We start from the raw sequence: 24,710 nt of genomic DNA, 5'->3' as shown, positions 1-24,710 counted from the left end.
CGTTCACAGATGCACGCTTCGACCGTTTCAGGACACGATCAGGCCGACGATGTGCTCGGCGATCGCCATCGACGACGTCGCACCTGGCGACGGCGCGTTGCGGACATGCACCGTACGGAGGCCGCGCTCGATCCGGAAGTCGTCGACCAGGGCGCCGTCGGCGTCCATGGCCTGGGCGCGAATCCCCCTCGTCACGCGCGTGGCGTCGGCGCCCTCCAGTGCCGGGACGTAGCGCTGCGCCTCGCGGAGGAACAGCCTCTTCGACACCACGGTGCGCGCCTCCCGCGCAGCAGTGGGCAGGTTACGTCCGGCGAAGCGCCAGAAACCTGGGAAGGTCACCGTCGCGGCAAGGTCCCTGACGTCAAGGCCGAGTCCCCGGTACCCCTCCCTCGACAGCGAAAGGAACGCGTTCGGGCCGACCGTCAACTCGCCGTCGACCCGCTTGGTCAGGTGTACCCCCAGGAACGGATACCTCGGGTCGGGCACGGGATAGACGAGACCGCGGAGCACGTCGCGGTACGCGGGCTCCAGCAGGAAGTACTGCCCGAAGAAAGGGACGACGCTCGGCTGTCGCGCCCCGCCTGAGCGGCGGGCCAGCCGATCCGACTGCGCCCCCGCGCACACCACGGCACGGCCTGCCCGGTAATCGCCCCGCGCCGTCTCGACCACCACCCCGTCGGATGCGTCCCGCACCCGCCGCACCTCGCAGCCCAACACGACCTCGCCGCCCGCGGCGACCACGTCGTCGGCCAGCGCCCGCGTCACCGCTGCGTAGTCGACGATCGCCGTGCCTGGCGACCGGAGCGCGGCCACGCCGACGGCGTTCGGCTCCACTTCCCGGATCCCGTCGGGGCCGAGCATCTCCGCGCCCGGCACTCCGTTGGCCACCGCCCGCGCGAAGATGCTCGTCAGCCGCCGCTCCTCTTCGCCATCGAGCGCGACGACCAGCTTCCCGCACTCCTCGTAGGCGATCCCCCTCTCGCCGCAGAAGTCCCGGAGCAAACCGACGCCGCGGCGACACAGCCGCGCCTTCAGCCCGCCCGGTTCGTAGTACAGCCCGGCATGCACGACGCCGGAGTTGTGCCCGGTCTGATGGCCGGCCAGCCGATCCTCCTTCTCCAGCAACGTCACGGCCGCGCCGGGGAAGCGGCGCGTCAGCTCGCGCGCCACCGCGCACCCGACGATCCCTCCCCCGACCACGACGAACCCGCTGCCCACGGCGTCGGCCTCAGTAGTCCTCGGCGCCCTCGTCGCCGACACAGCGCAGCCCGGGAACACCGCGGGGGACGTCGTTCTGCCTCAGGTACTCGCACGGCATCGCGTCCTGGAACTGGACGATGTACTCCCACCGGCCCTCCGTGATGCCCCAGACGGTGTGCGCGCCACCGCAGCTCGTATCCTCGGTGCCGAACGCGAACCCATCCGGGTGCACGCCCCGCAGGTCCACCTCGGTCATCGTGCAGCCCGCCTCATCCTCATGCCCGATCCGTGCGGCGAGGAACGCGCGCAGGCTCTCCGGAACCGCCGTCAAGGCCCTGGCCTCGTCGGGGCTTGTCAGAGTAGCGTCGACCTTCTGCCAGGGACCGCCCTGCGGCGTCGGCTGCGACACCGGTGGCAGCGACGAGGGCATCGTCGACTCCTCAAGCGGCGGCGTCGGCGAGTTCGTCGGCGAGGGTTCCGGCGCGGGTGACAACGTCGCGGGAGGGCCGGAGCTGGGGGGAGATGGCGGCATCGGCTCCGTGCACGCCGTGGCCACCCCCAGGAGCACGGCGGCAGAGGCGAGGATCGTCACGCGGCGCACGTTGCGAGACTATCAGCGTGAGACAGCGGACCCCCGGCGCGGCTCGGGCGGTATCGCCGGTTATGGTGGGAATGGAGGCGATCAATGTGGACGCCTGTCAATGACGACACAAGGGGTTTCGAACCATGAGCACCGTAACCGAGACGAGAAGCCGCACCACCCTTCCCACAACCGGCACGGCGCCCACGCATCCGCGCCTCGTCGCGTGGCTCGACGAGGTCGTCGACCTCTGCCAGCCCGACGCCATCCACTACTGCGACGGCTCCGACGCTGAATGGGACACCCTCGTCGAGCTCCTCGTCGAGGCCGGCACCGTCGTGCGTCTGAACCCCGACCTCAAACCGAACTCGATCTACGCGCGCACGGATCCCGACGACGTCGCCCGCGTCGAGGACTCCACCTTCATCTGCTCCATCGACGAGCGCAACGCCGGACCCACCAACAACTGGATGGACCCGGTCCAGATGAAGCGCATCATGACCGACCTCTACGACGGCTGCATGCGCGGCCGCACCATGTACGTCATGCCGTTCTGCATGGGGCACCTCGACGCCGAGGACCCGAAGTTCGGCGTCGAGGTCTCCGACTCTGCCTACGTGGCGCTCTCGATGCGCATCATGACGCGGATGGGCGCAGAGACCCTGCGCACCATGGAAGAGAACGATGCCGACTTCGTGCCCTGCCTCCACTCGGTCGGCATGCCGCTCGAACCCGGTATGGACGACGTCGCCTGGCCCTGCAACGAGACGAAGTACATCGTGCATTTCCCCGAGGAGCGCATGGTCTGGTCCTACGGCTCGGGCTACGGCGGCAACTCCCTGCTCGGCAAGAAGTGCTACGCGCTACGGATCGCGTCGGTCATGGCGCGCGACGAGGGCTGGCTTGCCGAGCACATGCTGATCCTGAAACTCATCTCACCGGAGGGCCGCCAGTTCCACATCGCCGCGGCGTTCCCGTCAGCCTGCGGCAAGACGAACCTCGCCATGCTGCAGCCCACCGTGCCCGGCTGGCACGTCGAGACGCTGGGCGACGACATCGCCTGGCTGCGCTTCGGCTCCGACGGCAGGCTGTACGCGACGAACCCGGAGACCGGCTTCTTCGGGGTGGCGCCCGGAACGAGCATGGAGACCAACCCGAACGCCATGCTGACCATCGAGGGTGGCAACTCCATCTTCACCAACGTGGGCCTCACGCCGGACGGCGATGTCTGGTGGGAGGGCATGACCGCGGAGAAGCCCGGCACCCTCACCGACTGGAAGGGGCGCATCTGGCACGGCGCCACCGGCCCCGAGGGCGGCCGCCCCGACGAGAAGGCCGCGCACCCCAACAGCCGCTTCTGTACCCCGATCGACCAGTGCCCCATCCTCAGCGAGGACTACGAACGCCCTCGCGGCGTGCCGCTTGACGCCATCATCTTCGGCGGCCGTCGGGAGAACACCGTCCCGCTCGTCACCCAGTCGCGCGACTGGAGGCACGGCGTGTTCATGGGTGCGACGTGCTCGTCGGAGTCGACGGCGGCGGCAAAGGGCGCCATCGGCGTGCTGCGACGCGACCCGATGGCGATGCTGCCGTTCATCGGCTACCACGTGGCCGACTACGTGCAGCACTGGCTCGACATCGGCAAGGAGACCGACGCCGATCTGCTGCCGAAGATCTTCTACGTGAACTGGTTCCGCCGCGACGCCGACGGCCGCTTCATGTGGCCGGGCTTCGGCGAGAACTCCCGCGTGCTGAAGTGGGTGGCCGAGCGCATCCAGGGGACGGCTGACGCCGTCGAGACGCCCATCGGTCTGCTCCCCGCGGAGGGGTCGCTCGACGTCGACGGCCTGAACATCCCGGCCGATGACCTCGCCGAGGTCATCGGCTACTGGAGCCAGGAGTGGCGCGACGAGGTGCCGCGGATCGGGCGCTGGTTCGACACGTTCGGCTGGCGACTCCCCCGCGAGATGGTCGACGAGCTGGTCGGGCTGGAAGTGGCGCTCGGCAAGCAGCCGACGCGCTAGCCGTCGGCCCTAGAAGGCGGTTGAATGGGGGCATGAGCCTTACCCTGCCCACGCCCCGCACGCCCGACCCGATGTCCGCTCCCCCGCTGCGGTGGGGGGTGCTCGGGCCGGGCGGCATCGCCAACGCGCTCGTCACGGCGCTGCACACCCACACGCAGCAGCGGCTGGTGGCCGTCGGCTCGCGGAACCAGGAGCGCGCCGCGCAGTACGCTGCGCGTTTCGGCGCCGATCGCGCCTACGGCTCTTACGAGCAACTGGTCGCCGACCCCGAGGTCGACGTCGTATACGTCGCCACCCCGCACAGCGAGCACATGGCGAACGCCCTGCTCGCGATCGCCGCAGGCAAGCACGTCCTCGTCGAGAAGGCGTTCACGCGCAACGCCAGCGAGGCCCGCAAGGTGCTCGACGCCGCGCGCGCCGCCGGGGTATCCGTGCTGGAGGCCATGTGGACGCGCTTCTTGCCCCACATCGACGTCGTGCGCCAGCTCCTGGCCGACGGCGCCCTGGGCGATGTCGAGACCGTCTTCGCCGACCACGGACAGTGGTTCGCCGAGGACCCCGAGTTCCGCCTTTTCGACCCGGCGAAGGCCGGCGGCGCCATGCTCGATCTCGGCGTCTACCCCGTGTCGTTTACGAACTTCGTGCTCGGCGCACCCGGCAGAGCTCTTGCCCGGGGGACGAAGGCATTCACCGGCGTCGATCGGCAGATCACCGGCATCCTCGACGAGTACCCCGGGAACCCGTACGCACAGGCGATTATCTCGACCACGCTCGCAGCCAAGACGCCGACGGTGGGACTGATCTCCGGAGGCCTGGCCCGGATCGAGCTCCCCGGCGCCTTCTACGGCCCGCAACGCGTGCGGTTCATCACCCGCGACGGCCAGGTCGGCGAGTCCGACGAGCCGGAGATCCGGGACCATCTCGGGCTTTGCTACGAGGCCGCGCACCTCGCGACCATGGTCGTCGAAGGCAAGCCGGAGTCGGACCTCCTGCCGTGGGCCGACACGCTCGCGGTCATGGAGACGATGGACGAGCTGCGGCGCCAGGTCGGCGTCGTGCTGCCGGGCGAAGTGCTCTGAGCTACGTGAGGAACAGCGCCCTCAGCCGCAGGGTCGCCGCCGTCACGCCGACGACGATCATCACGCCGAAGTAGGAGAGGTGCCCCCAGATCGTCGGCTGGATCAGGCCGGTTGTGAGCTGCCGGACCATGTCGACGGCGTGCCACAGCGGAAAGATCTTGATGACGGTCTGCACGGCCTCGGGGTAGACGTCGATCGGGAAGAAGGTCGCCGAGAGCAGAAACATCGGCAGCATCACGAAATAGACGAGGTCGAGGTGCTGGAACGACTTCATGAAGCTCGTCACGGCCAGGCCGATGGCGGCAAAGCCGAACGCGACGATGAGCGCGGCCGGGATCGCCAGCAGCGCCGTCCAGGCGAGATTCAGGCCCAGCAGCGTCGTGACCAGCATGAAACCGCTCGCGTACAGCAGGCCGCGGAAGAGCGCGAGCAGGATCTCGCCGAGGGCGACGTCGAGCGGGCCGAGCGACGTCGCCAACATCTGGTCGTACAGCTTGCCGTACCGCATCTTGAAGAAGACGTTCATCGTCGAGTCGTACAACGCGCCGTTCATCGCGGAGACCGCCATGAGCGCCGGCGCGATGTAGGCGGCGTACGGGACCGCGACGCCGTAGAACTCGACGGTGCCGATCAGCGCCCCTAGCCCGAGACCCATCGATAGCAGGTAGAACACGGGTTCGAAGAACCCGGTGAGCACGATCAGGTAGTTGTTGCGGGCGATCACGCGCAGACCGCGCGCGAACACCGCGCGCGTGTTGCCGCCATACAGCGACTTCAACGGGCGCAGCCTCGGGGCGCTGGCTGGCGCGCTCACTCGTCCAACCTCCACCGGAAATGCCGCACCGCGAAGATGCCGCCGACGACGGCCAGCGCGACGAGGAACGCGAGATGCACGACGACAAGCGTCTCCTGGCCGTAGAGGATCCACCGACCCAGCTCGGTTGCGTGCCACAGCGGCGAGACCCAGCCGATCGGCTGCAGATAGCCGGGCAACGTGTCGAGAGGGAAGTAGGTGCCCGAGAACAGCGTCAACGGGACCACGACGAAGCGCTCCACGAACGACATCTGCCCGCGGTCGTCCTTCTGCGTGGCGACCCACGCCTGGACCGCGAACCCGAAGGACACCGACATCAGCATCCCGAGAGGCACCATCGTCAACAGCCGCAGCGGCGTTCCGATCCCGAAGAACGCCAATGCCACCAGGTAGAAGCCATAGAGAGGCAGCACGCGGGCCAGCACGGCGACCTGCGAGCCGATCGCCATCTGCGCGGGACTGATCGGCGTGAGCCGCATCGCCGTGTACATGTTCGACCATCGGAAGCCGCCGAACGTGCCGTAGGTGTTCTCCTGCCCAGACACCTGCATCGCCATCGCGAGAACGAGGGCAGGCGCGATGAAGGTGAGGTAAGGGACGCCCTCGATGCCCGCGCCCTGGTCGACGAGGACACCCAGCCCGGCGCCGAGACCCGCGAGGTACACCACTGGCGATCCGATGCCCGTGATCAGCATCGTTCGCAGGTAGAAGCGCATGCGCAGGAGATGATGCTCGACGACGGCCCACCAGCCCCAGGCGCGCGTGCGCTCCGGGTCGGCGGCGACGCCCGCGTCGAGAACCCGGATGGTCACATCGGCGCTCACTCGATCAAGCTCCGTCCGGTTAGCCGAAGGAACACGTCCTCCAGCGACGCACGCCGCACCAGTGACGTGACCGGCTCCAGGCCACGCTCAGCAACGGCCTGCAAGGCATGCTCGCCGTTGTCCGCGTAGACGAGGACACGGTCGGCGAGCGCCTCGCGCCGCTCGCCCACGCCGTCGAGGAGTTCGGCGGCGGCCTCGTTCCTGCCGGAGCCGAAGCGCACCTCCACCACCTCGCGTGTGGCGTAGGCCCTGATCAACGACGCGGGACTGCCCTCGGCGACGATCCGCCCCTTGTCGATCACCACCAGCCGGTCGCACAGTTGCTCGGCCTCGTCCATGAAGTGCGTGGTGACCACCAGCGTCGTGCCCTCCTCCTTCAACCGGAACAGCCGGTCCCACAGGATGTGACGGGCCTGTGGGTCGAGGCCCGTCGTCGGCTCGTCGAGGAGCATGATCTTCGGGTTGTTGATCAACCCGCGGGCGATGGTCAGCCGACGCTTCATGCCGCCCGACAGCTCGCTGACGCGGGCAAGCCGCTTCTCCTTGAGCTGCGCGAAGTCCAGCAGCTGCTCCGCGCGCTCGTTGACGTAGCGGCGGGGCAGGCCGAAGTAGCGCCCGTAGACGTAGAGGTTGTCGACGACGCGGAGTTCCTCATCGAGGAGGTCACCCTGCGGGACGATCCCGAGCTGCGCCCGGATCTCCGGCCCGTGCCCGTTCGTGTCGAGGCCGAGCACGTTGAGCTCGCCGCCGGTGCGCGTCGAGGTGGCCGCGATCATCCGCATGGTCGTCGACTTCCCGGCCCCGTTAGGGCCGAGGAAGCCGAAAGACTCGCCAGGCGCGATCTCGAAGTCGATCCCGTCGACGGCGACGACCTCGCCGAAGCGTTTGGTCAGGCCGCGAGCGGTGATCACGGAGTCAGTCACTCGGCAACCTTAGTGTCCGCTGTCACGCTGCGGGATCGCCCTGGCGGTTGACGTGCCAGACGACGCCGAACTTGTCGCGGAGCTGGCCGTAGTCGTCGCCCCACATCTGGCGCTCGAACGGGACGGTGATCGTCCCTCCGTCCGCAAGCGCCGCAAACAGGCGCGGCAAAGCATCGTCGTTGCCCATGAGTGACAGTGCGACGGTGTCGCCGGGCGTGTGCCCCATCTCCACGAGCGTGTCGGCCCCGAAGATCTCGATGCCGCCGTCGGTGACGAGGCCCGCGTGCATGATGCGGTCTGAGCCGGGGAAATCGCCCGCTCCGGCCTCTGCGAACGTCGTCATGGTCAGCTCGCCGCCGAGGATGGACTGGTAGAACTCCATCGCCTGACGGGTGGTGCCGTCGAGCGCGAGGTAGGGGCTCAGCTGATAGGACATGGGTGGTTTCCCTTCGTCGTCGGACCCGGTTGGGCCTCGATTTCCGACAATAGGACGGCCCACCGACAAAAACGAGGGCCCGCGTTTGTCGGGCCACCCGAACGGGATCCCGGTCAGGAAGTGGGCTCGAACATGACGCGGCGGCCCTCGAAGGCGCGGCCGAGTGTGACCTGGTCGGCGTACTCGAGGTCGCCGCCCACCGGCAGGCCGCTGGCGGGGCGGGTCACGCGGACGCCGAAGTCGCGCAACATGCGGCTGAGGTACGCCGCTGTCGCCTCGCCCTGCGTGTCGGGGTCGGTAGCCAGGATGACCTCCTGGACCTCGCCGTCGGCAAGGCGCTGGAACAGCTCGCGGGTGTGCAGGTCCGAGGGACCGCGCCCATCGATGGGCGAGATCGACCCGCCGAGCACGTGGTAGAGGCCCCGGAACTCATTGGTGCGCTCAATGGCGACGACGTCCTTCGACTCCTCGACGACGCACAGCTGGCTGCGGTCGCGGCGCGGGTCGCGGCAGATGCGGCAACGCTCCTCCTGGGAAACGTTGAAGCACACCTCGCACACGCGAGAGGACTCCTTCACCCGGCGCAGCGTGTCCGCGAGCGCGAACACGTCCTCCTCCGGGGCGTCGAGCAGGAAGAACGCGATCCGCGAGGCGCCGCGCGGCCCGATCCCGGGCAGCCGGCTCAGCTCGTCGATCAGGTCCTGGATAGGCCCTTCGTACACGGAAGTGATCAGCCCCCGATGCCGGGGATCTGCGGGATCTCCGGCATCGCTGCGGCCATGGCGGCGTCGGCCTGGGCACGCGCCGCGCGGGAGGCGGCGACGATCAGCGCGGCGAGCGTCTCAGTGTCCCCCGGATCGCACGCCTCGGGCTTGATGACGACGTCAGTGAGTTCGCCCTTGCCGTTCAGCGTGATGGAGACCAGGTCGCCGCCAGCCTGCGCCGTGAAGCTCTGCTGCGCGAGGTCCGCCTGCGCGCGCTCCAGGTCCTCCTGCATCTGCTGCGCCTGCTGCATCAGGGCACCGAAGTCAAAGTCGCCAAACATCAGTTGCTACTCCTCGAGTGTTTTGGTGTCGCACGGTAGCGCCGCGGGACACGGGGCAAGCATAGGCGTCACTCCGCGTCGCGGACGGCGATGACCTCCGCGCCGAAGGTGGAACTCAGGAGCTCTTCCGCGTTGTGGACGGCGTCCAGGACCTCATCCTCAGCGGAGACCTCCTCCGACGGCGCAGGCGGCGGGACGGCCGGGACGGGTGCGGGCTCGGGTTCGGGTGCCCGAACCGGGGCGCCCGACGGACGCTGGGCCGGCGCGACGACCGCGGGAGCATCGCCCGATGCGACGATGGCATTGATCCGCACCTCCACGCCGATCACCTCGACGAGCGCCTCCACCAGCACCTCGGCGCTACCGCCGCTGCCGAAGTTCTCCCGAGGCCCCGGACCGGAGAACCCAAGAGTCAGGACCCCGTCTGCCAGGTCGATGACCTGCGCGTGCTGGGACAGCAGCATGTGGGTGAACCGCCGTCGGCGCTTGGCCTCGTCGAGGACGTTCGGCCAGACGCGCCGGAGCTCTGCGGCGGTCAGCTGGACAGTGCCGGCTGCCGCCGGCTTCGGCTCGGGCCGCGGTGCAGAAGCGACGGGTGCGGAGCCTCCGCTGGGTGGGGCCCCTGCCGGGCGCTGCTGCGGCGCGCGCTGAGCGGGAGCCTGCTGCACAGGTCCCTGCTGTGCGGGGGCCTGCTGGGCGGGACTCTGCGGGGAGGGCGACGGCGCGGGCCGCTGCGCCGCGGGCTGTTCGGGCGTCGGCTCCGGCGCGGCCGGGCGTTGCCGCGAGGGCTCGGGAGAGACGGATGACACAGGAGCCGAGCGGGTGACCGGGGCGTCGGCGTCCGTCCAGTCCGCGACGAGCGAGGTCTCCCCCGCCCCGATCATCCCGACCCTGCGCTCCAAACGATCCATCCGCGCGTGCAGGCCCCGCTCGTCGAGGTCCGCGCCGGGCAGCAGCACGCGCGCGCACATCAGCTCGAGGTGCAACCTGGGGGCGGTGGTGCCGCGCATCTCGGTCAACCCGACGGCGATCACCTCCGCGGCGCGTGTCAACTCACCCGCGCCGAGGCCCGCGACCTGCGTCTGGAGCCGCTGCGCCTGATCGGCCGCGACATCGAGGATGCCGTTGGTCGCAGCCTCGGGCACGGCGGCGAGAATGATCAGGTCGCGGAGGCGGCGCAGCAGATCCTCCGCGAACCGGCGCGGATCCTGGCCGACCTCGATCACTTTGTCGACCGTGCGGAACACCCCCGCGGCGTCGCCTGCGGCGAACGCGTCGACGATCTCGTCGAGAAGCGCGTCGGGCGTGTAGCCGAGCAGCGCCGCCGCCTGGCCGTAGCTCACGCCGTCGTCCCCGGCCCCGCCGAGGAGCTGGTCGAGAACTGAAAGCGAGTCGCGAACCGAGCCGCCGCCCGCGCGGACCACAAGCGGGATGGCGGCGTGGTCGATGGCGACGCCCTCGGTGTGGCAGATGTCGGTGAGGTAGTCGCCGAGCACCTTCGGCGGCACGAGCCGGAACGGGTAGTGGTGTGTGCGGGAGCGGATGGTCCCGATGACCTTCTCCGGCTCGGTCGTCGCGAAGATGAACTTGGTGTGCGGCGGCGGCTCCTCGACGAGCTTCAGCAGCGCATTGAAGCCCTGCGTCGTCACCATATGGGCCTCGTCGATGATGTAGATCTTGTAGCGGCTAGCGACGGGCGCGAAGTAGGCGCGCTCGCGCAGGTCTCGCGCGTCGTCGACGCCGCCGTGCGATGCCGCGTCGATCTCGATGACGTCGATGGAGCCGGGGCCGCCGCGCGCGAGGTCGACGCAGGACTGGCACTGTCCGCACGGGGTCGCGGTCGGCCCCTGCTCGCAGTTGAGGCAGCGGGCGAGGATGCGTGCAGAGGTGGTCTTGCCGCAGCCGCGCGGGCCGGAGAACAGGTAGGCGTGGTTGACGCGGTTGTTGGTCAGCGCGCGCTGGAGGGGGACGGTGACGTGCTCCTGGCCGATGACGTCACCGAACGTGTCGGGACGGTAGCGGCGGTACAGCGCGAGCGGCGCCGCGGGCGCCTCGACCCGAGCGGGCCTGCTCGACGGGGCGGGAGGGGCGGGAACGGCCGCGGGCTCGGGCTCTTCCTCGCCGATCAGCGAGGGGCCGTCCTGCACGGGAGCGGGCTCGGGCTCATCGAACAGGCCGGGGCCGTCCATCGGCTCGAAGCCGGGAAGGCTCGCCGACCCGTACCCCTCGTCGATGGGGGCGTACTCGTCCTGGTCGTAGTCCTCGTCCACGCGACCACCCTATTCCAGTCCACCGACAGTTCGGGAGCAAAGAAAAAGGGCCCCCCGCGCACCCGATAGAGCTCACTTACCCTTGCTGCCTTCCGACCCTGGGGGAGTTGGGCGAGATACCGCCGCGCGAGGAACCGTCGCCAACTCTACCGCATCGCCGACGGCGGCCGCGCAGCGCTACCCTCGCCCCATGGTTGCGAGCAGTGATCCGGTCCTGGCCGAGGTGTGGCGCGGCGACTACCTGGAGGCGCTGCACCACGGCGGCCTCGCCGTCGTCGGACCCGACGGCGCCCTGCGGCTGGCGCTCGGCGACGCCGGCTCCCCTTTCCTCGCGCGCTCAGCCGTCAAGCCGATCCAGTCCGTCGCCATGCTGCGAGCCGGCCTCGACGTCGACGGCGCTCTCCTCGCCCTGACCGGTGCGTCGCACTCTGGCGAGGGAATCCATGTCGACGGCGTCCGCGTGCTCCTCGACGGCGCTGGCCTCGGGCCGGACGCGCTACAGACACCTCCGGCGCTGCCTGGCGACGAGGACGCGTTGCTCGCCTGGGTCGGCGACGGTCGCGGCCGCGACCGAATCGTCCACAACTGCTCCGGCAAGCATGCGGGAATGCTGCGCACGTGCGCCCGAGCCGGCTGGGACGTCGCCTCCTACCGCGACCCCGCCCACCCCCTCCAGGCCGCCATCGTCGAGGCCCTCGCCGAGTTCACGGGCACCGAGATCGGCCAGTCGGTCGTCGACGGCTGCGGCGCCCCAGCCTTCCCGACGACGCTCGCTGGCCTCGCGCGGGCGTTCGGTCGCCTCGCGGGCGGCTCCGACCCGAACGCGCGCCGCGTCGCCGACGCGTTTCGCACGCACCCCGAGTACGCGTCCGGCACCAAGCGCTACGAGACGGTGCTCCACCGTGAGGTTCCCGGGATCGTCGTGAAGGGCGGCGCGGAAGGCACGCTTGCGGCGGGCCTCGCCGACGGCACCGGGATCGTCGTGAAGGTGTCCGACGGCGATGCCCGCGCGACGGTCCCCGCGCTCGTCGCGACGCTCGAAGCCCTGGGCCTCGGAACGCCGCGCCTCGCCGCGTTCCAGCCGCACGCCGTGCTCGGCCACGGCGCCGTCGTCGGCAGGGTCTCGCCGAGCGCCACCCTGCGCGCCGCCCTCGCCTCCCTTTGAGCTCTGTCCACCGGCAGTCCCCGTCGCGAGTTGAGGGGCCGTTCCCGCTCAGGTAAGGTACCCGGCGGAGGATTCGCCTAGAGGCCTATGGCGCTCGCTTGGAAAGCGGGTTGGGTTCACGCCCTCACGAGTTCGAATCTCGTATCCTCCGCCACCCGAAGCCCGCTCCGTCAAGGGCGGGCCTTTCACATCTCTACGGCCCGCGCAGACCAGCCGCAGTCAGTTCGGACTGTCGAGGTCCAGCGCAGCCTGGATCGCCGCGGTGAGTTCGGCCTCCTGGCGGTCGTGCAGGAAGCCCAACTGGCGGCCGAGCCGATCAGCCGGGATCGTCTGGATGTTGTCGCAGCTGACGACGCACGCGTGATCCAATCCGTTCGACGGTCCGACCGGCACCTCTGTCGAGAGGCCCCGCACCGTGCTTGTTATGGGCGCCACCGTCACGTTCGCCAAGAAGGGGCGTACCGCCTCGCGGGTGAGGACAAGGACGGGGCGGGTCTTGTCCAGCCGGGCCGCATGGATCGGGCGCATGCTCAGTCCAGAGGAATGGCGGTGGAGGCCGCGAATTCGGCCAACCCAGCCAGATCGTCGGCCCCGCTCGATGCCGCCAGGATGTCGGCATCGCGCTCCGCAACTCGACGCCGCTGCTCCCGTTCCAGCGCACGCGTCACGATCGCCGCGCGGCCGGTCCCGCGGCCGTCCTTCACCTCTTCGTCCAAGAACCGGACCAAGTCATCCGGCAACCGCACCGCAATCTGAATGCTCATACCGACACGGTACCAGATCGGGATTCAGCGGCAGAGCCCGTGGAGACACCGTCAGGTCTCTTCGGGAGACCCAGAGGAACGACTACGGACAAGTCCCGCGACGACCAGACCGAGGACGATCCCTAGGAAGTCCGCCACCAGGTCGAGCGGGTCGCCGCTGCGGGCGGGGACGAACCGCCACTGGATCACCTCGCTGATCGGCGCGTGCAGGACGAGCAGCACCACAGGCCACCACGCGCGGACGGTCATCCGCGCCAAGAAGGCCGGAACCGCGAACAGCAGCACGTGGACCACCTTGTCGGTGCCTTCAGGAAAGAAGCCAGGCCCCGGGTCTCGGCTGCCCGGGGCGTATAGCGCTCCGAGGTAAACCACGAGCACCGGGACCCACACCCACCAGGGCAGCCGTTCGAGCCGCCGCACTACGCTCTCCTACGCATCGGCTGGCCTCGCGTCCACATCTCGAGGCCGACGGCGACAAGGAGGGCGAGGACACCCACCACGAGGAAGGGAACCGGGTCGTACTGGTCCGAGCAGCTAAAGCTGCTGCCGCCGTCGGAGGTGCCACTTCCACTGCTCGGGCAGGTGAACGGTCCCACACGGTTGTTCCAGGCGATCCAACCCGCAACCACCCCGACGCCGACCAGGAGCCCCGCGAGCGCGCGGCGGGGGTCGAAGCCCGACGGCGGAACGACGCACGCGCATACCAAGGCGACAAGGGGAAGGACGAAGAACGGCCCGACGGTGAACCCCGTAAGCACCGCGATCCCGGCCAACAACAGGGTGCAGACCACCGTCACGGTCTGGCGCGCCTTGCCGCGGACGAAGAACGGGATCAGAGTCAGGGCGATCGGCATCGCGCCGAGGACGAGCGCGAACAGCAACCCGTTCACCTCCGCGATCGTGGCGTGCGTCATCGTCTCGACGACGTTGCCGTCGGAGTCCGTCGATGTCGACGTCCCCTCGTAGGCGGGCAGGAAGAGGACGACCCACAGCACCCGGAGGGCGAGCACGGCGGCGACGAGCTGCACCCAGCGCTTGCCATCGAAGAACCGCGACGACACGGCCGGCTGCTCGCCTGGCAGCGGCGGGAACTCGCCGGCTGCGGCCTCGGCCACCGACTCCGGCGAACCAAGGCGCGCGACGATCTCCTCGGGGGTCGCGCCGCGGCTCTCCAGATCGGCGACGTGCTCGCGCAGGCCCGCGAGGATGTCCTCGCGCTGCGCACGTGGCAGATGTCGGAGGCGCCAGCCGACCTCAGCCAGGTAGCGGTCCAGAAGCGAACCGTGGGACGTGTCGGTCATGGCGTCGTCTCCTCCACGATCTGGTTGACGGTGGCACTCAAGGGGGCCCAGACGTGACGGAACTCGGCCAGGTAGCGGCGCCCGTCGTCGGTGAGGCTGTAGTAGCGGCGCGGCCGGCCGTTGTCGCCCTGGCTCCAGTCGGCGGTGACGAAGCCGGCGTCGCGCAGCCGCGTCAGCAAGGGGTAGAGGCTGCCGTCGCTGGCGATCAGCCCGGCCCCGTGCAGGGACTGCGCCAGCTCGAACCCATAGCGCGGCTGCCCGACGAGCAGCCCGAGCACACAGAACTCGAGCACTCCCTTGCGGAGGTTCGTCGCGATCCGCACCGCCTCGCTTTCCATGCATCACACGATACCTTGCAATACAAGATTATGGAACCGAGGCACCGCGACGGAGGCGCCCGAGACGTGAATACCCGGACGAGCGAACGGATCTGTCACTACTTGGCCGTCTTGGGAGAGGCCTCTCCCAAAGACACGACTTATTGGCGGATTCGTTCGCCTTCCCGAGTAGACCGCCCCGCGCAACGCAGCAGTCCTTCACAGAGTGTTGTCCGAACCGGCCGAAGTGTTGTCCGAGCGCCCCGATCCCGTCCTCAAAGCGGACTCGCAATCTTCGATGCACTCATGAGAGCCGAAGCAGAGATGTCCCGGAACAACGGCGTCATTCGCATTGCCGATGACCCACGCTTGGTGAGCACCTGGACGCGGCACGTCCGCGCTGGACGCGCCGTCCGCCCACTTCCAGGGGTGGTGATGGACGCAGGCCTGACTTCTGACCCCATCGCTTGGGTACGTGCCGTGCACGCGTGGGATCCGAACGCAACCATCGCGGGGCGTGCCGCGGCCCACCTGACCTTCGCACCCGACCTGGCGGTGACGGAGATCGAGGTCTATCGCGCCGGACTGCAGTCAGACCGCGGACCACTCCGGTTCCGGCGCCATCTGCTCAACCCAGAACTCACCACTTGGGTGGGGTCGCTACGGGTGGCCACGCCGGAGGCGAGCGCGCTGACAGCCGCGCTGGCAGGGGACTATGACCCTGCGACGATCGCGCTTCGCAAGTCAATGGTCAGCGTTGCCTCGTTGAGCGACGCCGCACGACTACTAGCCACGCGCCCCGCCCATCGTCTGAGGACTGTGCTTCGCGACGTGAGCAACAACCCTTGGTCCGTCGCCGAGGTGCGGGCCCATCGGCTGCTGCGCCGCGCCGGCATCGGCGGCTGGATCGGCAACTACCCCATCGCCGTCGACGGGCAGGTGCTGACGGTGGACATTGCGATACCCGAGGCGAGAGTCGCGATCGAGGTCAACAGTTTCGAGTTCCACAGCCAGCGTGCTGCCATGGAGCGAGACGCCTTCCGCTCCAACGCGCTGCTGAGCATCGGTTGGCGGCCGTACGTGCTGACCCCGCGCCAGATCGCCGAGCGCCCCGACGAGACGATCAATTGGTTGCGCAGCGTTGCCGGTCGACGGGCACTGCGGAGTAGGGCTACTCAGCCACCCGCACCAATCCGGCAATAAAGCGGCCTCCCGGGAGGGTTCCCTCCCGAAAGACCCAGTTAGCGTCGAATTCGTTCGGGTCGCCGAGTAGCCCGGCAGAATGAGCCGATGAACACCGTGATCTTCGACATCGGGCAGGTCATCATCAACTGGCACCCGCAGCGCGCGTTCGCGCGGGCGATGCCGGAGGACGAGGTCGAGGCGTTCATGGAGCGGATCGGGTTCGCGGAGTGGAACCACGCCAACGACGCACTGCAATCCGCCGCCGAGGCCACCGAGGAGCTCGCCGCCGCGCTCCCCGACGACGCAGCCGGCATCCGCGCCTATGTCGAGCACTTCGACACCACCATCACCGAGCTCGTACCCGGCACCGTCGAGATCATCGACGACCTCCAGACCGCCGGCGTCAAGCTCGGCGCGCTCACGAACTGGGCCGCCGACACGTTCCAGGTGGCGCTCGAGATGCACGATGTCCTCGGCCGGTTTTCAGAGATCGTCGTCTCCGGGCGCGAGGGCATCACAAAGCCGACCCCCGAGATCTTCCTCCTCGCCTGCGCACGCATGGGAGTGACCCCAGCGGAGGCCGTCTTCATCGACGACTCCCCTACCAACGTCGCCGGGGCCGAGGCCGTCGGCATGACGGGGATCCTGTTCCGCTCCGCCGAGCAGCTACGCGCCGAACTCGGAGCACTCGGCTTGCTTCAATAGGCTAGGTTTGGGTTGCCTAATTTCCTTCGAAAGGGGCCCTTCCATGGCCGACAAGCGACGAACCGTCCGCCGCGGGACCGTCACCGCGACCGAGCGCCTTTCCCCCGACATGGTGAGGATCACGCTGTCCTGCCCCGAGCTCGTCGGGGCCGAGCTCCCGCACACCGACCACTACGTCAAGCTCCTCTTCCCACCCAAGGACGCCGACTACACCTGGCCGTTCGACCCTGAGGAGATCCGCGCGAACTCGCCCCACCAGGCGCCGGTCACGCGGACCTACTCGCTTCGCCGCAACGACCCCGTGACCGGCACGCTCGAACTCGACTTCGTCCTCCACGGCGACGAGGGCCTCGCCGGGCCTTGGGCTGCGAAGGCCCAGCCCGGTGACGAGATCGGGTTCTTCGGCCCCGGCGGCGCCTGGCACCCCATCCAGGACTACACCCACTTCGTGCTCGCCGGCGACGAAGCCGCAGCGCCCGCGATCGCCGCAGCCCTCGACGCGCTCCCCGACGGCGCGACTGCGCAGGCACTGATCGAGGTCGCGACCCTCGACGCCACCTTCGACGTCCCCACCGGCCCCGGCATCGACGTCGTATGGGTTCCCCGCGACGGCGCCCCCTACGGCCTTCGCGTGAGTGAGGCGGTGCGCGCGGCGGAGGTTCCGGAGGGCAAGGTCGGCTGGTTCGTCCACGGCGTCGCCGAGATGGTCAAGGACATCCGCCGGTACCTGTTCGTCGAGCGACGCGTGAATCGCGCGGACGTCTCGATCTCCGGTTACTGGCGCACGGGCATGACGGAGGACGGCTGGCAGTCGAGCAAGCACGACTTCGTCGCCCAGATGGACGCCGAGGAGTCGGCCGCGGTCGAGCAGTGACCCGATAGGCCACTAGGAGGAGGGCAGCCATCGTGGCCGCGGTCACCACTCCGATCGAGGATCGGGACTTCGCCGAGTGGCACGGCGGGTGTCGGCACGCGCTGGTCTGGGTGATCGATGTCGACGTCCCCGCGGTCCGAGAAGCGGTTGCCGAGGCTCGGGCGCGCCTCGGCGGGCTGCTCTACCCGCGCTACGACCGGCGGCCGCACGTGACGGTCGCGTTCTGTGGGCTCGCTCCCGAGCACGGCGCCACTCCCGCGGATCTCCTCTACGGCGACGACGAGCGGGCCGCCGATCTGCGCCGCCTCGACGCCCTGGGCCCCTCACCTTTCACGTTGCGGATCGACGGCTGGGACACGTTCACGACATCGCCGCACCTCTCCGTCGTCGGAATCGACTACCTGCTCCCCCTGCACGAGGCCCTTACCGCGTACCGTCCCAGCGGCGCCGACATCTTCGTGCCACACGTGACCGTCGGGCTGTACGGCGCCGAGGTCGCGCTGAAGGAGGTCGAGGCCCGCATGGCCGGGTGGTCGGCGCCGCCCATCGACGTCGACGTGACGGAACTGGTCCTCGCCAGGTACAACACCGCGGACATCCTCGGCCCGCTCACCGAGGTCAGCCGGTTCCGGCTGGCCTGACTCAGACCAGGACGAGCCAGCTCGCGGCAACGATCGAGCCGACGAGGACCGCACACTGGGTCACCTCGATGAGCGAGCCGAACGTGTCGCCGGTCCATCCGCCGAACTGACGGACCAGCCGCGAGCCCCAGACGAAGGCAGCGAAGGCGCCGGCCGCGAGGCCGACGGCAAGCGTGACGACGCCCCACAACCCGGCGACCCACCAGGCCATCGCGAGCACGACCGCCGCCAACAACGCGCAGTTGACCGCGGCCTCCCAACCCCGCGTGACTCCCGCGAACAACGCGCCGAACCCTCCGGGGCGCGCCGTGCCGGGACGGACACTGGCCACCTGCACCGCTGCACGACCGGCAGCAAGGGCCCCGGCCAGCGCGGGAATGACGAGCGCGCCCGCGAAGCTGACAAGGGCAGCGAGGTCGATCAGGAGCACGAGGACGAGGACGATCACGCCCATCGGGCCGATGTCGGAGCGCTTCATGATCACCAGCGCCTCGTCGGCTGGCTTTCGCGAGCCGAGGCCGTCGGCGGTGTCCGCCAGGCCGTCGAGGTGCAGCCCTCCCGTCGCGCCCGTGATGATCGCCAAGGCCAACGCAGGACCGACCAGACCACCGATCGTCTGCGCGAACACGCCTGCGATCACCCCGAGCAGCAGGCCGACCCACGGGAGGGCGCGCATGGCCCGGGCCGCCATCGTTCGATCAACGTCGAATGACGGCACCTTGAAGACGGTGAACAACCCGACGGCGGCGTGCAGCGACCTCACCTCAACCGCCTCGCGACACCCGCGGTGCAGAACCACACCTCGTCCACCGCGGCGGCGACACGGGTGTTCAGCCGACCCAGCTCGTCCCGGTACAACCGCCCCGACGCCGTGGCGGGCACGACGCCCTGGCCGACCTCGTTGCTGACAAGGATCACATCGCGCGGGGTGATCGACAGCGCCCCGACAAGGGAGGAAACGCGCTCCTCCACAACATCGCGCCATCCTTCGGCGTCGTCCCACGCCCCGGACTCGAACAGCACCCGGTCCAGCCAGACCGCCAGGCAGTCGACCAGCACGGGGGCCTCGTCTGCGGCGCCGAGCACCTCGGGCAGCTCGACCGTCTCCGTCGTGCGCCAACTGGCCGGCCGCCGGGCGCGATGCAAAGCCACGCGCTCGACCCACTCGGCGTCGTCCGGGTCGACGATCGACGTCGCGACGTACTCGACGTCCTCGCACCCGGCGAGCTGCTGCTCGGCCCACGTCGACTTCCCCGACCGCGCGCCGCCGAGCACCAGCGCGGTACCCGGCCCGTGCACGAGCGGCCGCACGGAAGCACGCTCCGCGATCCGGTCAAGCAGGGCGAGCGCGTCGCCGTCGCCGTCGTCGATGGTCACGGAGAACTCCACGGCCCCAACCTAGCGGCCTGTCGCATCTACAGGTGCGGATAGGACGCGGCGTCAGGCCGCGCCCCGCCTGCAATTGGCAGGGAACACCCCTGCACGCCGAGGCTCGGCCGCTCGACGTCCGACGGTTCCCATAGGATCGGACCCATGCGCGACGCAGTAGACGACCTGATCTGGGACGAGGCCCCGAGGGAGGCGAAGGCTGTGGCCGTGCTCGATGCGCCGGCGCTCGTCGGCGATGCCCTCACCCTCACCGACGACGTGCGCGTCTTCTGCGACGACTGGCGCGACGCCGCCCTCGTGGATCCTGCGCTGCTTGTCGAGCACCCGAACGACCTCGCCGACGTCGACCTCGCGCTCGCCCGCCTCCCGAAGTCGCTGGCTGCGCTGGACGAGCAGGCGGCGGTGGTGCAGGGCGCGCAGGACGTCACTTTCGTCGGCGGCGCGAAGATCAAGCACCTGAACCACACGATGAACCAGGTGCTGAACAAGCACTTCGCGGCTGTGTCTGCATCGCTGGGACGCGCGAAGGCGCGCGTGCTGCGCGCCTGGGGGCCCGAGGGTCTGGAGACCGACTGGCCGAAGGTCCGCATGCACGACGACTTCGGCTTCGCCGTCGCGGCGCACGGCACCACGTTCGGCGGTACAAAGATCGACCCGGGCAGCCGCCTGTTGATGATGGCGCTCGCCGGCGGCGGCCGCATGCCTGGGCTCGAGGCCGACGAGGTGCTCGACTTCGGCTGCGGCAACGGCACCCTCTCCATGCGCCTTGCCACGCACGGGATGCGGGTGTCGGCGCGCGACGTCAGCTGGTCGGCCGTCGCAGGAACCGCCGTCGCCGCGGAGGTCAACGGGCTTGAGGTCGACGCCACCTGGGGGGACGGCCTCGCGGGCTACGACGACGCCTCCTTCGACGCGATCGTCACCAACCCGCCCTTCCATCAGGGCGTGGCGAAGGACACCTCCGACACCCTCGCCATGTTCGACGACGCCGCCCGCGTCCTCCGCCCGGGTGGCCAGCTCTGGTGCGTGTTCAACTCGCACCTGCCCTACCGCAAGGAACTGAACGTTCGGCTAGGCCGCACACAGGTCGCCGCCCAGGATCCCCACTACACCGTCACGGTCACGACCGCCCGCTGATCGACTCGTAGGGCACCGAAAGCCGGCTCACAGGAACCACACAGGAATCGGCGATTCCATGGGAACATACCTAACGAGGAGACCCTGATGAGCACCGATAACAACCCGCATCCGTGGAGCCGCGAGGGCTGGAACCACGCGGACACGCCGCCCGACGAGCCGACGGTCCCCCTCCAGCCTGCCGCCTCTCAGCCGCCGGCCCAGCCGACCGGCGCCTACGCCCCGCCGTCGGGAGCGCCGTCGAGCGCCCCCTACCCGCCGCCGAGCCCATTCGGCGCCCCCACGACGACGACAACCCCACCTCGGACCAAGGGTCGCTCCCGCCTCGCCGGCGCGCTGGCCGTCGCGGTCCTGGCCGCGGGCGTCGGAGGCGGAGCCGGGTTCGCCGCGTCCCAACTCGCGACCGGCGGCACGCCCGCGATCACCAGCGGCAACGCGACCCAGGTCGTCCAGGCCGACCCGAGCAACCCGAACTGGACCGCTGTGGCGGCCGCGGCGTCGAAGGCCGTCGTGGCCATCGACGTCGTCGGACAGAGCGGCGCCTCGCAGGGATCCGGCGTGGTGATCGACACCGCAGGGCACATCGTGACCAACAACCACGTGGTCTCGGGCAGCGGCAACGCGCAGCTGACCGTCCTGCTGGGCAACGTGTCCTACACCGCGACGGTGGTCGGCACCGACCCGTCGACAGACCTCGCCGTGATCAAGCTGACCAACCCGCCGTCGGACCTCGCCACGATGAACTTCGGCGACGCGAAGGCGCTGAAGGTCGGCGACCCGGTCATGGCCATCGGCAACCCTCTGGGCCTCGCCGACACCGTGACGACCGGCATCGTCTCCGCGCTCAACCGCCCGGTGACGACGCAGGCCGTCACCGGCGGCAGGAACATGTCGCAGGGCTCCGACGTCGTCGTGACGGCCGCCATCCAGACCAACGCGGCCATCAACCCCGGCAACTCGGGCGGCGCGCTGGTCAACACTGCCGGTGAACTCGTCGGCATCACGAGCTCGATCGCGTCCCTCTCCTCCGGCGAAGGACAGGCGGGCAACATCGGCATCGGCTTCGCGATCGGCGTCGACCAGGTGCAGTACGTGGCCGAGCAGCTGATCGCCAACGGTGTGGCGCAGCACCCGCAGTTGGGCGTGACGGCCCGCGACGTCGGCCAGACCGGCCAGCAGGGTGCGGTCGTGGCGTCGGTCGTCGCCGACACCGGTGCCGCGCGCGCCGGGCTCCGCGAGGGCGACCTCATCACCGCCGTCGATGGGCAGCCCGTGACATCCACCGAGTCGTTGGTGGCACTGGTGCGCGCCGGGCGCGTTGGTCAGGCCATGGAGCTGACGCTGGTCCGCGACGGCGCCGAGCAGAAGGTCACGGTGACGCCCACGGCCGCCGCCCGCTGACCACCCACCCTGAACGGTCACCCCCTGGCAGGCGTGTGGAACCAGTCCTCACCACGGTGATCGGCATACAGGAGCAATCACCACTACCCTGGCCGGCATGCAGATCCGCGTGACCCTCGTCAGCCCCGGCCTCATCGCCGACTCGCTCGTCGCTCTCCTCCCGAGCGGGCCGACGACCCGGGACGAGACCCCGTATGGGACGCGGGTCAGCGTACTGACCAGCCACGACGACCCGGCCCTCCTGCGCGACGCGCTGCGCGCGGTGGCCGGGCCGGTCGCTGTCGGCGTGGTCGCCGGTCCCCTGGCGACCACGCCTGCGCGGTTGCTGATGATGGACGTCGACTCCACCCTCACCACCACCGAGGCCGTCGACCTCCTGGCCGCGCACGCCGGGGTCGGCGACGTTGTCGCCGAGATCACGGAGCGTGCGATGCGCGGCGAACTCGACTTCGAGGCCTCGCTGCGCGAGCGGGTTGCCACGCTGCGCGGCCTGCCGGTGTCGGTGCTCGACGAGGTCGGCCCCGCCATGACCCTCTCCCCCGGCGCCCGCGAGCTCATCGCCGCCGCCCGCTCCGCAGGGGCGAAGGTCGGCGTCACCAGCGGCGGGTTCACCCAACTCGTCGGGCCGCTCGCCGACGACCTCGGTCTCGACTTCTTCAACGCCAACGAGCTCGAAACCGAGATCATCGACGGCACCGAGCGCCTGACCGGAAACGTGATCGGCACCGTCGTCGACCGCGATCAGAAGGCCCGCGACCTCCTGCGCTTCGCTGACGCCGCCGATGTCGACCCCGCCCTCACCGTCGCGGTGGGCGACGGCGCCAACGACCTCTCCCTGTTCGCCGCCGCCGGCCTTTCGGTCGCGTACTGCGCGAAGCCTGTCACCGCCGCAGCCGCGGATGTCGCCGTCGGCTTCCCCCGGCTCGACGCCGTCGCCGCCTTCGCGGGGTTCTAGAAGCCCGGTTCCCGGGCCACCACTACCATCCCTCGCCTCCGACGGATTGCCGGGGCGGTGCATTTCGCACACCACACAGCCGGTAGGGTGAGCGCAGCACCGTGATCTTCAAGGAGGACAGATGTCAGGTCGCATTCGCAACGAGGCGTTGCGAGGGAAAGTCATGTCGGCTCATGACGCAGCCAGCATCGTCGAGAACGGATGGAACATCGGTTTCTCCGGCTTCACCGGGTCGGGTTACCCGAAGGAGTTCCCGGAGGCGCTGGCCGCCATCATCGACGCCCACCACAACAAGGGTGAGGAGTTCCGGGTCGGTGTCTGGACCGGTGCCTCCACCGCCCCGGAGCTCGACGGCGCACTCGCCCGCACCGGCGGCGTCGCGTACCGCATGCCCTATCAGTCCGACCCCGAGATGCGCACGGCCATCAACCAGGGCCGCTCGTTCTACCAGGACATCCATCTCTCGCACGTCGGCCCGCAGGTCTCCCAGGGCTTCCTGGGCAAGCTGGACGTCGCCGTCATCGAGGTGACCGCGGTCACAGAAGAGGGCTGGCTGATCCCGTCGTCGTCGGTGGGCATGAACCGCACCTACCTTGAGCACGCCGACAAGATCATCCTCGAGGTGAACGAGTGGCAGTCCGAGGGGCTGTTCGGCATGCACGACATCTACGCGCCGATCGGCGCGCTGCCGCCGAACCGGATCCCGCTGCCGATCCAGACTCCAGGGGACCGCATCGGCGAGCCCTACTTCAAGATCGACACCGACAAGATCGTCGCGATCATCGAGACCGACAGCCCCGACCGGAACACCCCGTTCAAGCTGCTCGACGACGACTCTCGCGCCATCGCGAACAACCTGCTCGACTTCCTCGGCAACGAGGTGAAGCAGGGTCGCCTGCCCAAGAACCTGCTGCCGATGCAGTCCGGCGTGGGCAACATCGCCAACGCGGTGCTCCAGGGCCTCCTCGACGGCCCGTTCGAGCAACTCACCTCCTACACCGAGGTGATCCAGGACGGCATGGTGGATCTGCTGGACTCGGGCAAGCTCACCGTCGCATCGGCCACCGCCTTCTCGCTGTCCCCGAAGGCCGCCGAGAAGATGAACGACAACGCGGCCCACTACGCCAAGAAGATCATCCTGCGCCCGCAGGACGTCTCGAACCACCCCGAGGCCATCCGCCGTATGGGCGTCATCGCGTGCAACGGCATGATCGAGGCCGACATCTACGGCAACGTGAACTCCACGCACGTGATGGGCTCGCGGATGCAGAACGGCATCGGCGGCTCGGGCGACTTCACCCGCAACGGCTGGATCTCCTCGTTCGTGACCCCGTCGACGGCGAAGGGCGGAGCGATCTCCTGCATCGTCCCGATGGTCAACCATGTCGACCACACCGAGCACGACGTTCAGGTGATCATCACGGAGCAGGGGCTCGCGGACCTGCGCGGCCTTGCCCCGCGCCAGCGCGCCAAGGCGATCATCGACAATTGCGCGCACCCGGACTACAAGGAACCGCTGCGCGAGTACGTCAAGCTGGCGGAGAAGAAGGCCAACGGCCTCCACACGCCGCACGACCTGGCTACCGCGCTCGGATGGCACGTCCGCTTCCTTGAGACGGGCACCATGGAGCAGTGATCGCTTCCTGACGACGGGGGGCCGGGGTTCTTCCCGGCCCCCCGT

27 protein-coding genes, 1 tRNA gene and 1 other RNA gene are annotated in these 24,710 nt (G+C 69.4%); 12 read left to right on the top strand and 17 right to left on the bottom strand.

Features of this window, described 5'->3' with window-relative positions:
* Positions 1-27 precede the first annotated feature (27 nt).
* Positions 28-1,218, bottom strand: coding sequence for an L-2-hydroxyglutarate oxidase (gene lhgO, locus IPJ61_RS16350; protein WP_297110009.1), 1,191 nt, complete (start codon positions 1,216-1,218; stop codon positions 28-30).
* A 10-nt stretch (positions 1,219-1,228) separates the two neighbouring features.
* Positions 1,229-1,801 carry a hypothetical protein gene (locus IPJ61_RS16345; protein ID WP_297110006.1) on the bottom strand — a complete coding sequence of 191 codons (573 nt, stop codon included), beginning with the start codon at positions 1,799-1,801 and terminating at the stop codon, positions 1,229-1,231.
* 125 nt (positions 1,802-1,926) lie between these two features.
* Here IPJ61_RS16345 and IPJ61_RS16340 point away from each other — a divergent pair, with 125 nt between their 5' ends.
* Positions 1,927-3,804, top strand: a complete 1,878-nt coding sequence (locus IPJ61_RS16340) for a phosphoenolpyruvate carboxykinase (GTP) (protein WP_297110003.1) — start codon at positions 1,927-1,929, stop codon at positions 3,802-3,804.
* A gap of 32 nt (positions 3,805-3,836) precedes the next feature.
* Complete coding sequence (locus IPJ61_RS16335) at positions 3,837-4,883, top strand: Gfo/Idh/MocA family protein (protein ID WP_297109999.1); 1,047 nt, start codon at positions 3,837-3,839, stop codon at positions 4,881-4,883.
* Position 4,884: 1 nt separating this feature from the next.
* Here IPJ61_RS16335 and IPJ61_RS16330 read toward each other — a convergent pair whose 3' ends face one another.
* The 8 genes from IPJ61_RS16330 to ffs all read right to left on the bottom strand — a co-directional run bounded on the left by IPJ61_RS16330 (position 4,885) and on the right by ffs (position 11,334).
* Positions 4,885-5,697 carry an ABC transporter permease gene (locus tag IPJ61_RS16330; RefSeq protein ID WP_297109996.1) on the bottom strand — a complete coding sequence of 271 codons (813 nt, stop codon included), beginning with the start codon at positions 5,695-5,697 and terminating at the stop codon, positions 4,885-4,887.
* Positions 5,694-6,521, bottom strand: a complete 828-nt coding sequence (locus IPJ61_RS16325) for an ABC transporter permease (protein ID WP_297109991.1) — start codon at positions 6,519-6,521, stop codon at positions 5,694-5,696. Before IPJ61_RS16325 ends, IPJ61_RS16330 begins: the two co-directional genes overlap by 4 nt.
* Positions 6,518-7,444, bottom strand: coding sequence for an ABC transporter ATP-binding protein (locus IPJ61_RS16320; protein ID WP_297109990.1), 927 nt, complete (start codon positions 7,442-7,444; stop codon positions 6,518-6,520). The genes IPJ61_RS16325 and IPJ61_RS16320 overlap by 4 nt, the downstream gene beginning before the upstream one ends.
* 22 nt (positions 7,445-7,466) lie before the next feature.
* Positions 7,467-7,880: a VOC family protein gene (locus tag IPJ61_RS16315; protein WP_297109987.1), complete on the bottom strand. Its 414-nt coding sequence runs from the start codon at positions 7,878-7,880 to the stop codon at positions 7,467-7,469.
* A gap of 113 nt (positions 7,881-7,993) precedes the next feature.
* Positions 7,994-8,602 (bottom strand): recombination mediator RecR, encoded by a 609-nt coding sequence (recR, locus tag IPJ61_RS16310; protein ID WP_297109985.1) that lies wholly within the window; start codon positions 8,600-8,602, stop codon positions 7,994-7,996.
* An 8-nt stretch (positions 8,603-8,610) separates the two neighbouring features.
* A complete protein-coding gene (locus IPJ61_RS16305; RefSeq protein ID WP_297109982.1) occupies positions 8,611-8,925 on the bottom strand; it encodes a YbaB/EbfC family nucleoid-associated protein in 315 nt (104 codons plus the stop codon).
* Positions 8,926-8,993: 68 nt separating this feature from the next.
* Positions 8,994-11,114, bottom strand: coding sequence for a DNA polymerase III subunit gamma and tau (locus IPJ61_RS16300; protein WP_297110980.1), 2,121 nt, complete (start codon positions 11,112-11,114; stop codon positions 8,994-8,996).
* 123 nt (positions 11,115-11,237) lie between these two features.
* Positions 11,238-11,334: signal recognition particle sRNA small type (gene ffs, locus IPJ61_RS16295), an RNA gene on the bottom strand.
* A gap of 51 nt (positions 11,335-11,385) precedes the next feature.
* Here ffs and IPJ61_RS16290 point away from each other — a divergent pair.
* Together IPJ61_RS16290 and IPJ61_RS16285 are read left to right on the top strand one after the other, a co-directional pair.
* The gene (locus IPJ61_RS16290) at positions 11,386-12,360 is read left to right on the top strand and encodes an asparaginase (RefSeq protein WP_297109979.1); all 975 of its coding nucleotides are present in this window, start codon (positions 11,386-11,388) and stop codon (positions 12,358-12,360) included.
* A 66-nt stretch (positions 12,361-12,426) separates the two neighbouring features.
* Positions 12,427-12,514, top strand: a tRNA-Ser gene (locus tag IPJ61_RS16285).
* A 65-nt stretch (positions 12,515-12,579) separates the two neighbouring features.
* On the opposite strand, the gene IPJ61_RS16280 is transcribed toward IPJ61_RS16285, so the two are convergent.
* The 5 genes from IPJ61_RS16280 to IPJ61_RS16260 are packed head-to-tail and all read right to left on the bottom strand — an operon-like array spanning position 12,580 to position 14,763.
* On the bottom strand, positions 12,580-12,888 hold the full coding sequence (locus tag IPJ61_RS16280) for a type II toxin-antitoxin system PemK/MazF family toxin (RefSeq protein ID WP_297109976.1): 309 nt from the start codon (positions 12,886-12,888) through the stop codon (positions 12,580-12,582).
* Positions 12,889-12,890: 2 nt separating this feature from the next.
* Complete coding sequence (locus IPJ61_RS16275; protein WP_297109973.1) at positions 12,891-13,124, bottom strand: ribbon-helix-helix domain-containing protein; 234 nt, start codon at positions 13,122-13,124, stop codon at positions 12,891-12,893.
* Between the two features lie 51 nt (positions 13,125-13,175).
* Positions 13,176-13,544: a VanZ family protein gene (locus IPJ61_RS16270; RefSeq protein WP_297109970.1), complete on the bottom strand. Its 369-nt coding sequence runs from the start codon at positions 13,542-13,544 to the stop codon at positions 13,176-13,178.
* Positions 13,544-14,425 carry an HAAS signaling domain-containing protein gene (locus tag IPJ61_RS16265; protein WP_297109967.1) on the bottom strand — a complete coding sequence of 294 codons (882 nt, stop codon included), beginning with the start codon at positions 14,423-14,425 and terminating at the stop codon, positions 13,544-13,546. The genes IPJ61_RS16270 and IPJ61_RS16265 overlap by 1 nt, the downstream gene beginning before the upstream one ends.
* Positions 14,422-14,763, bottom strand: a complete 342-nt coding sequence (locus IPJ61_RS16260) for a PadR family transcriptional regulator (RefSeq protein WP_297109964.1) — start codon at positions 14,761-14,763, stop codon at positions 14,422-14,424. Before IPJ61_RS16260 ends, IPJ61_RS16265 begins: the two co-directional genes overlap by 4 nt.
* Before the next feature lie 285 nt (positions 14,764-15,048).
* On the opposite strand from IPJ61_RS16260, the gene IPJ61_RS16255 reads away from it, so the two are divergent.
* From IPJ61_RS16255 to IPJ61_RS16240, 4 genes are all read left to right on the top strand, one after another.
* A complete protein-coding gene (locus IPJ61_RS16255; protein ID WP_297109961.1) occupies positions 15,049-15,945 on the top strand; it encodes an endonuclease domain-containing protein in 897 nt (298 codons plus the stop codon).
* Positions 15,946-16,032: 87 nt separating this feature from the next.
* The gene (locus IPJ61_RS16250) at positions 16,033-16,632 is read left to right on the top strand and encodes an HAD family hydrolase (RefSeq protein ID WP_297109958.1); all 600 of its coding nucleotides are present in this window, start codon (positions 16,033-16,035) and stop codon (positions 16,630-16,632) included.
* Positions 16,633-16,675: 43 nt separating this feature from the next.
* A complete protein-coding gene (locus IPJ61_RS16245; protein WP_297109955.1) occupies positions 16,676-17,506 on the top strand; it encodes a siderophore-interacting protein in 831 nt (276 codons plus the stop codon).
* A gap of 32 nt (positions 17,507-17,538) precedes the next feature.
* Positions 17,539-18,147, top strand: coding sequence for a 2'-5' RNA ligase family protein (locus IPJ61_RS16240; protein ID WP_297109952.1), 609 nt, complete (start codon positions 17,539-17,541; stop codon positions 18,145-18,147).
* Position 18,148: 1 nt separating this feature from the next.
* Here the strand turns inward: IPJ61_RS16240 and IPJ61_RS16235 are convergent, their stop codons facing one another.
* Together IPJ61_RS16235 and cobU are read right to left on the bottom strand one after the other, a co-directional pair.
* A complete protein-coding gene (locus tag IPJ61_RS16235; RefSeq protein WP_297109949.1) occupies positions 18,149-18,910 on the bottom strand; it encodes an adenosylcobinamide-GDP ribazoletransferase in 762 nt (253 codons plus the stop codon).
* Entirely contained in the window at positions 18,907-19,536 is a 630-nt protein-coding gene (gene cobU / locus IPJ61_RS16230; RefSeq protein ID WP_297109946.1) for a bifunctional adenosylcobinamide kinase/adenosylcobinamide-phosphate guanylyltransferase, read from the bottom strand. The genes IPJ61_RS16235 and cobU overlap by 4 nt, the downstream gene beginning before the upstream one ends.
* A gap of 144 nt (positions 19,537-19,680) precedes the next feature.
* On the opposite strand from cobU, the gene IPJ61_RS16225 reads away from it, so the two are divergent.
* The 4 genes from IPJ61_RS16225 to IPJ61_RS16210 all read left to right on the top strand — a co-directional run bounded on the left by IPJ61_RS16225 (position 19,681) and on the right by IPJ61_RS16210 (position 24,665).
* The gene (locus IPJ61_RS16225; RefSeq protein WP_297109942.1) at positions 19,681-20,673 is read left to right on the top strand and encodes a class I SAM-dependent methyltransferase; all 993 of its coding nucleotides are present in this window, start codon (positions 19,681-19,683) and stop codon (positions 20,671-20,673) included.
* A gap of 87 nt (positions 20,674-20,760) precedes the next feature.
* The gene (locus tag IPJ61_RS16220) at positions 20,761-22,074 is read left to right on the top strand and encodes a S1C family serine protease (protein ID WP_297109939.1); all 1,314 of its coding nucleotides are present in this window, start codon (positions 20,761-20,763) and stop codon (positions 22,072-22,074) included.
* 97 nt (positions 22,075-22,171) lie between these two features.
* Positions 22,172-23,029: a phosphoserine phosphatase SerB gene (serB, locus tag IPJ61_RS16215; RefSeq protein ID WP_297109936.1), complete on the top strand. Its 858-nt coding sequence runs from the start codon at positions 22,172-22,174 to the stop codon at positions 23,027-23,029.
* Between the two features lie 121 nt (positions 23,030-23,150).
* Positions 23,151-24,665, top strand: coding sequence for an acetyl-CoA hydrolase/transferase family protein (locus IPJ61_RS16210; protein WP_297109933.1), 1,515 nt, complete (start codon positions 23,151-23,153; stop codon positions 24,663-24,665).
* Positions 24,666-24,710: the final 45 nt, after the last annotated feature.

The sequence above is a fragment of the Tessaracoccus sp. genome (genome assembly GCF_016714275.1).
Classification (GTDB): Bacteria; Actinomycetota; Actinomycetes; order Propionibacteriales; family Propionibacteriaceae; genus Arachnia.
Note: the sequence above shows the minus strand (reverse complement) of the source record. Positions and strands in the feature narration are given on the sequence as shown.

Excerpts from the sequence above, each read along its gene's own strand:
- IPJ61_RS16340 (WP_297110003.1), top strand. The coding sequence starts at position 1,927 with ATGAGCACCGTAACCGAGACGAGAAGCCGCACCACCCTTCCCACAACC.
- IPJ61_RS16335 (WP_297109999.1), top strand. The coding sequence starts at position 3,837 with ATGAGCCTTACCCTGCCCACGCCCCGCACGCCCGACCCGATGTCCGCT.
- IPJ61_RS16315 (WP_297109987.1), bottom strand. The coding sequence starts at position 7,880 with ATGTCCTATCAGCTGAGCCCCTACCTCGCGCTCGACGGCACCACCCGT.
- IPJ61_RS16305 (WP_297109982.1), bottom strand. The coding sequence starts at position 8,925 with ATGTTTGGCGACTTTGACTTCGGTGCCCTGATGCAGCAGGCGCAGCAG.
- IPJ61_RS16300 (WP_297110980.1), bottom strand. The coding sequence starts at position 11,114 with ATGGACGGCCCCGGCCTGTTCGATGAGCCCGAGCCCGCTCCCGTGCAG.
- IPJ61_RS16290 (WP_297109979.1), top strand. The coding sequence starts at position 11,386 with ATGGTTGCGAGCAGTGATCCGGTCCTGGCCGAGGTGTGGCGCGGCGAC.
- IPJ61_RS16280 (WP_297109976.1), bottom strand. The coding sequence starts at position 12,888 with ATGCGCCCGATCCATGCGGCCCGGCTGGACAAGACCCGCCCCGTCCTT.
- IPJ61_RS16275 (WP_297109973.1), bottom strand. The coding sequence starts at position 13,124 with ATGAGCATTCAGATTGCGGTGCGGTTGCCGGATGACTTGGTCCGGTTC.
- IPJ61_RS16265 (WP_297109967.1), bottom strand. The coding sequence starts at position 14,425 with ATGACCGACACGTCCCACGGTTCGCTTCTGGACCGCTACCTGGCTGAG.
- IPJ61_RS16260 (WP_297109964.1), bottom strand. The coding sequence starts at position 14,763 with ATGGAAAGCGAGGCGGTGCGGATCGCGACGAACCTCCGCAAGGGAGTG.
- IPJ61_RS16255 (WP_297109961.1), top strand. The coding sequence starts at position 15,049 with ATGAGAGCCGAAGCAGAGATGTCCCGGAACAACGGCGTCATTCGCATT.
- IPJ61_RS16250 (WP_297109958.1), top strand. The coding sequence starts at position 16,033 with ATGAACACCGTGATCTTCGACATCGGGCAGGTCATCATCAACTGGCAC.
- IPJ61_RS16245 (WP_297109955.1), top strand. The coding sequence starts at position 16,676 with ATGGCCGACAAGCGACGAACCGTCCGCCGCGGGACCGTCACCGCGACC.
- IPJ61_RS16225 (WP_297109942.1), top strand. The coding sequence starts at position 19,681 with ATGCGCGACGCAGTAGACGACCTGATCTGGGACGAGGCCCCGAGGGAG.
- IPJ61_RS16220 (WP_297109939.1), top strand. The coding sequence starts at position 20,761 with ATGAGCACCGATAACAACCCGCATCCGTGGAGCCGCGAGGGCTGGAAC.
- serB (WP_297109936.1), top strand. The coding sequence starts at position 22,172 with ATGCAGATCCGCGTGACCCTCGTCAGCCCCGGCCTCATCGCCGACTCG.
- IPJ61_RS16210 (WP_297109933.1), top strand. The coding sequence starts at position 23,151 with ATGTCAGGTCGCATTCGCAACGAGGCGTTGCGAGGGAAAGTCATGTCG.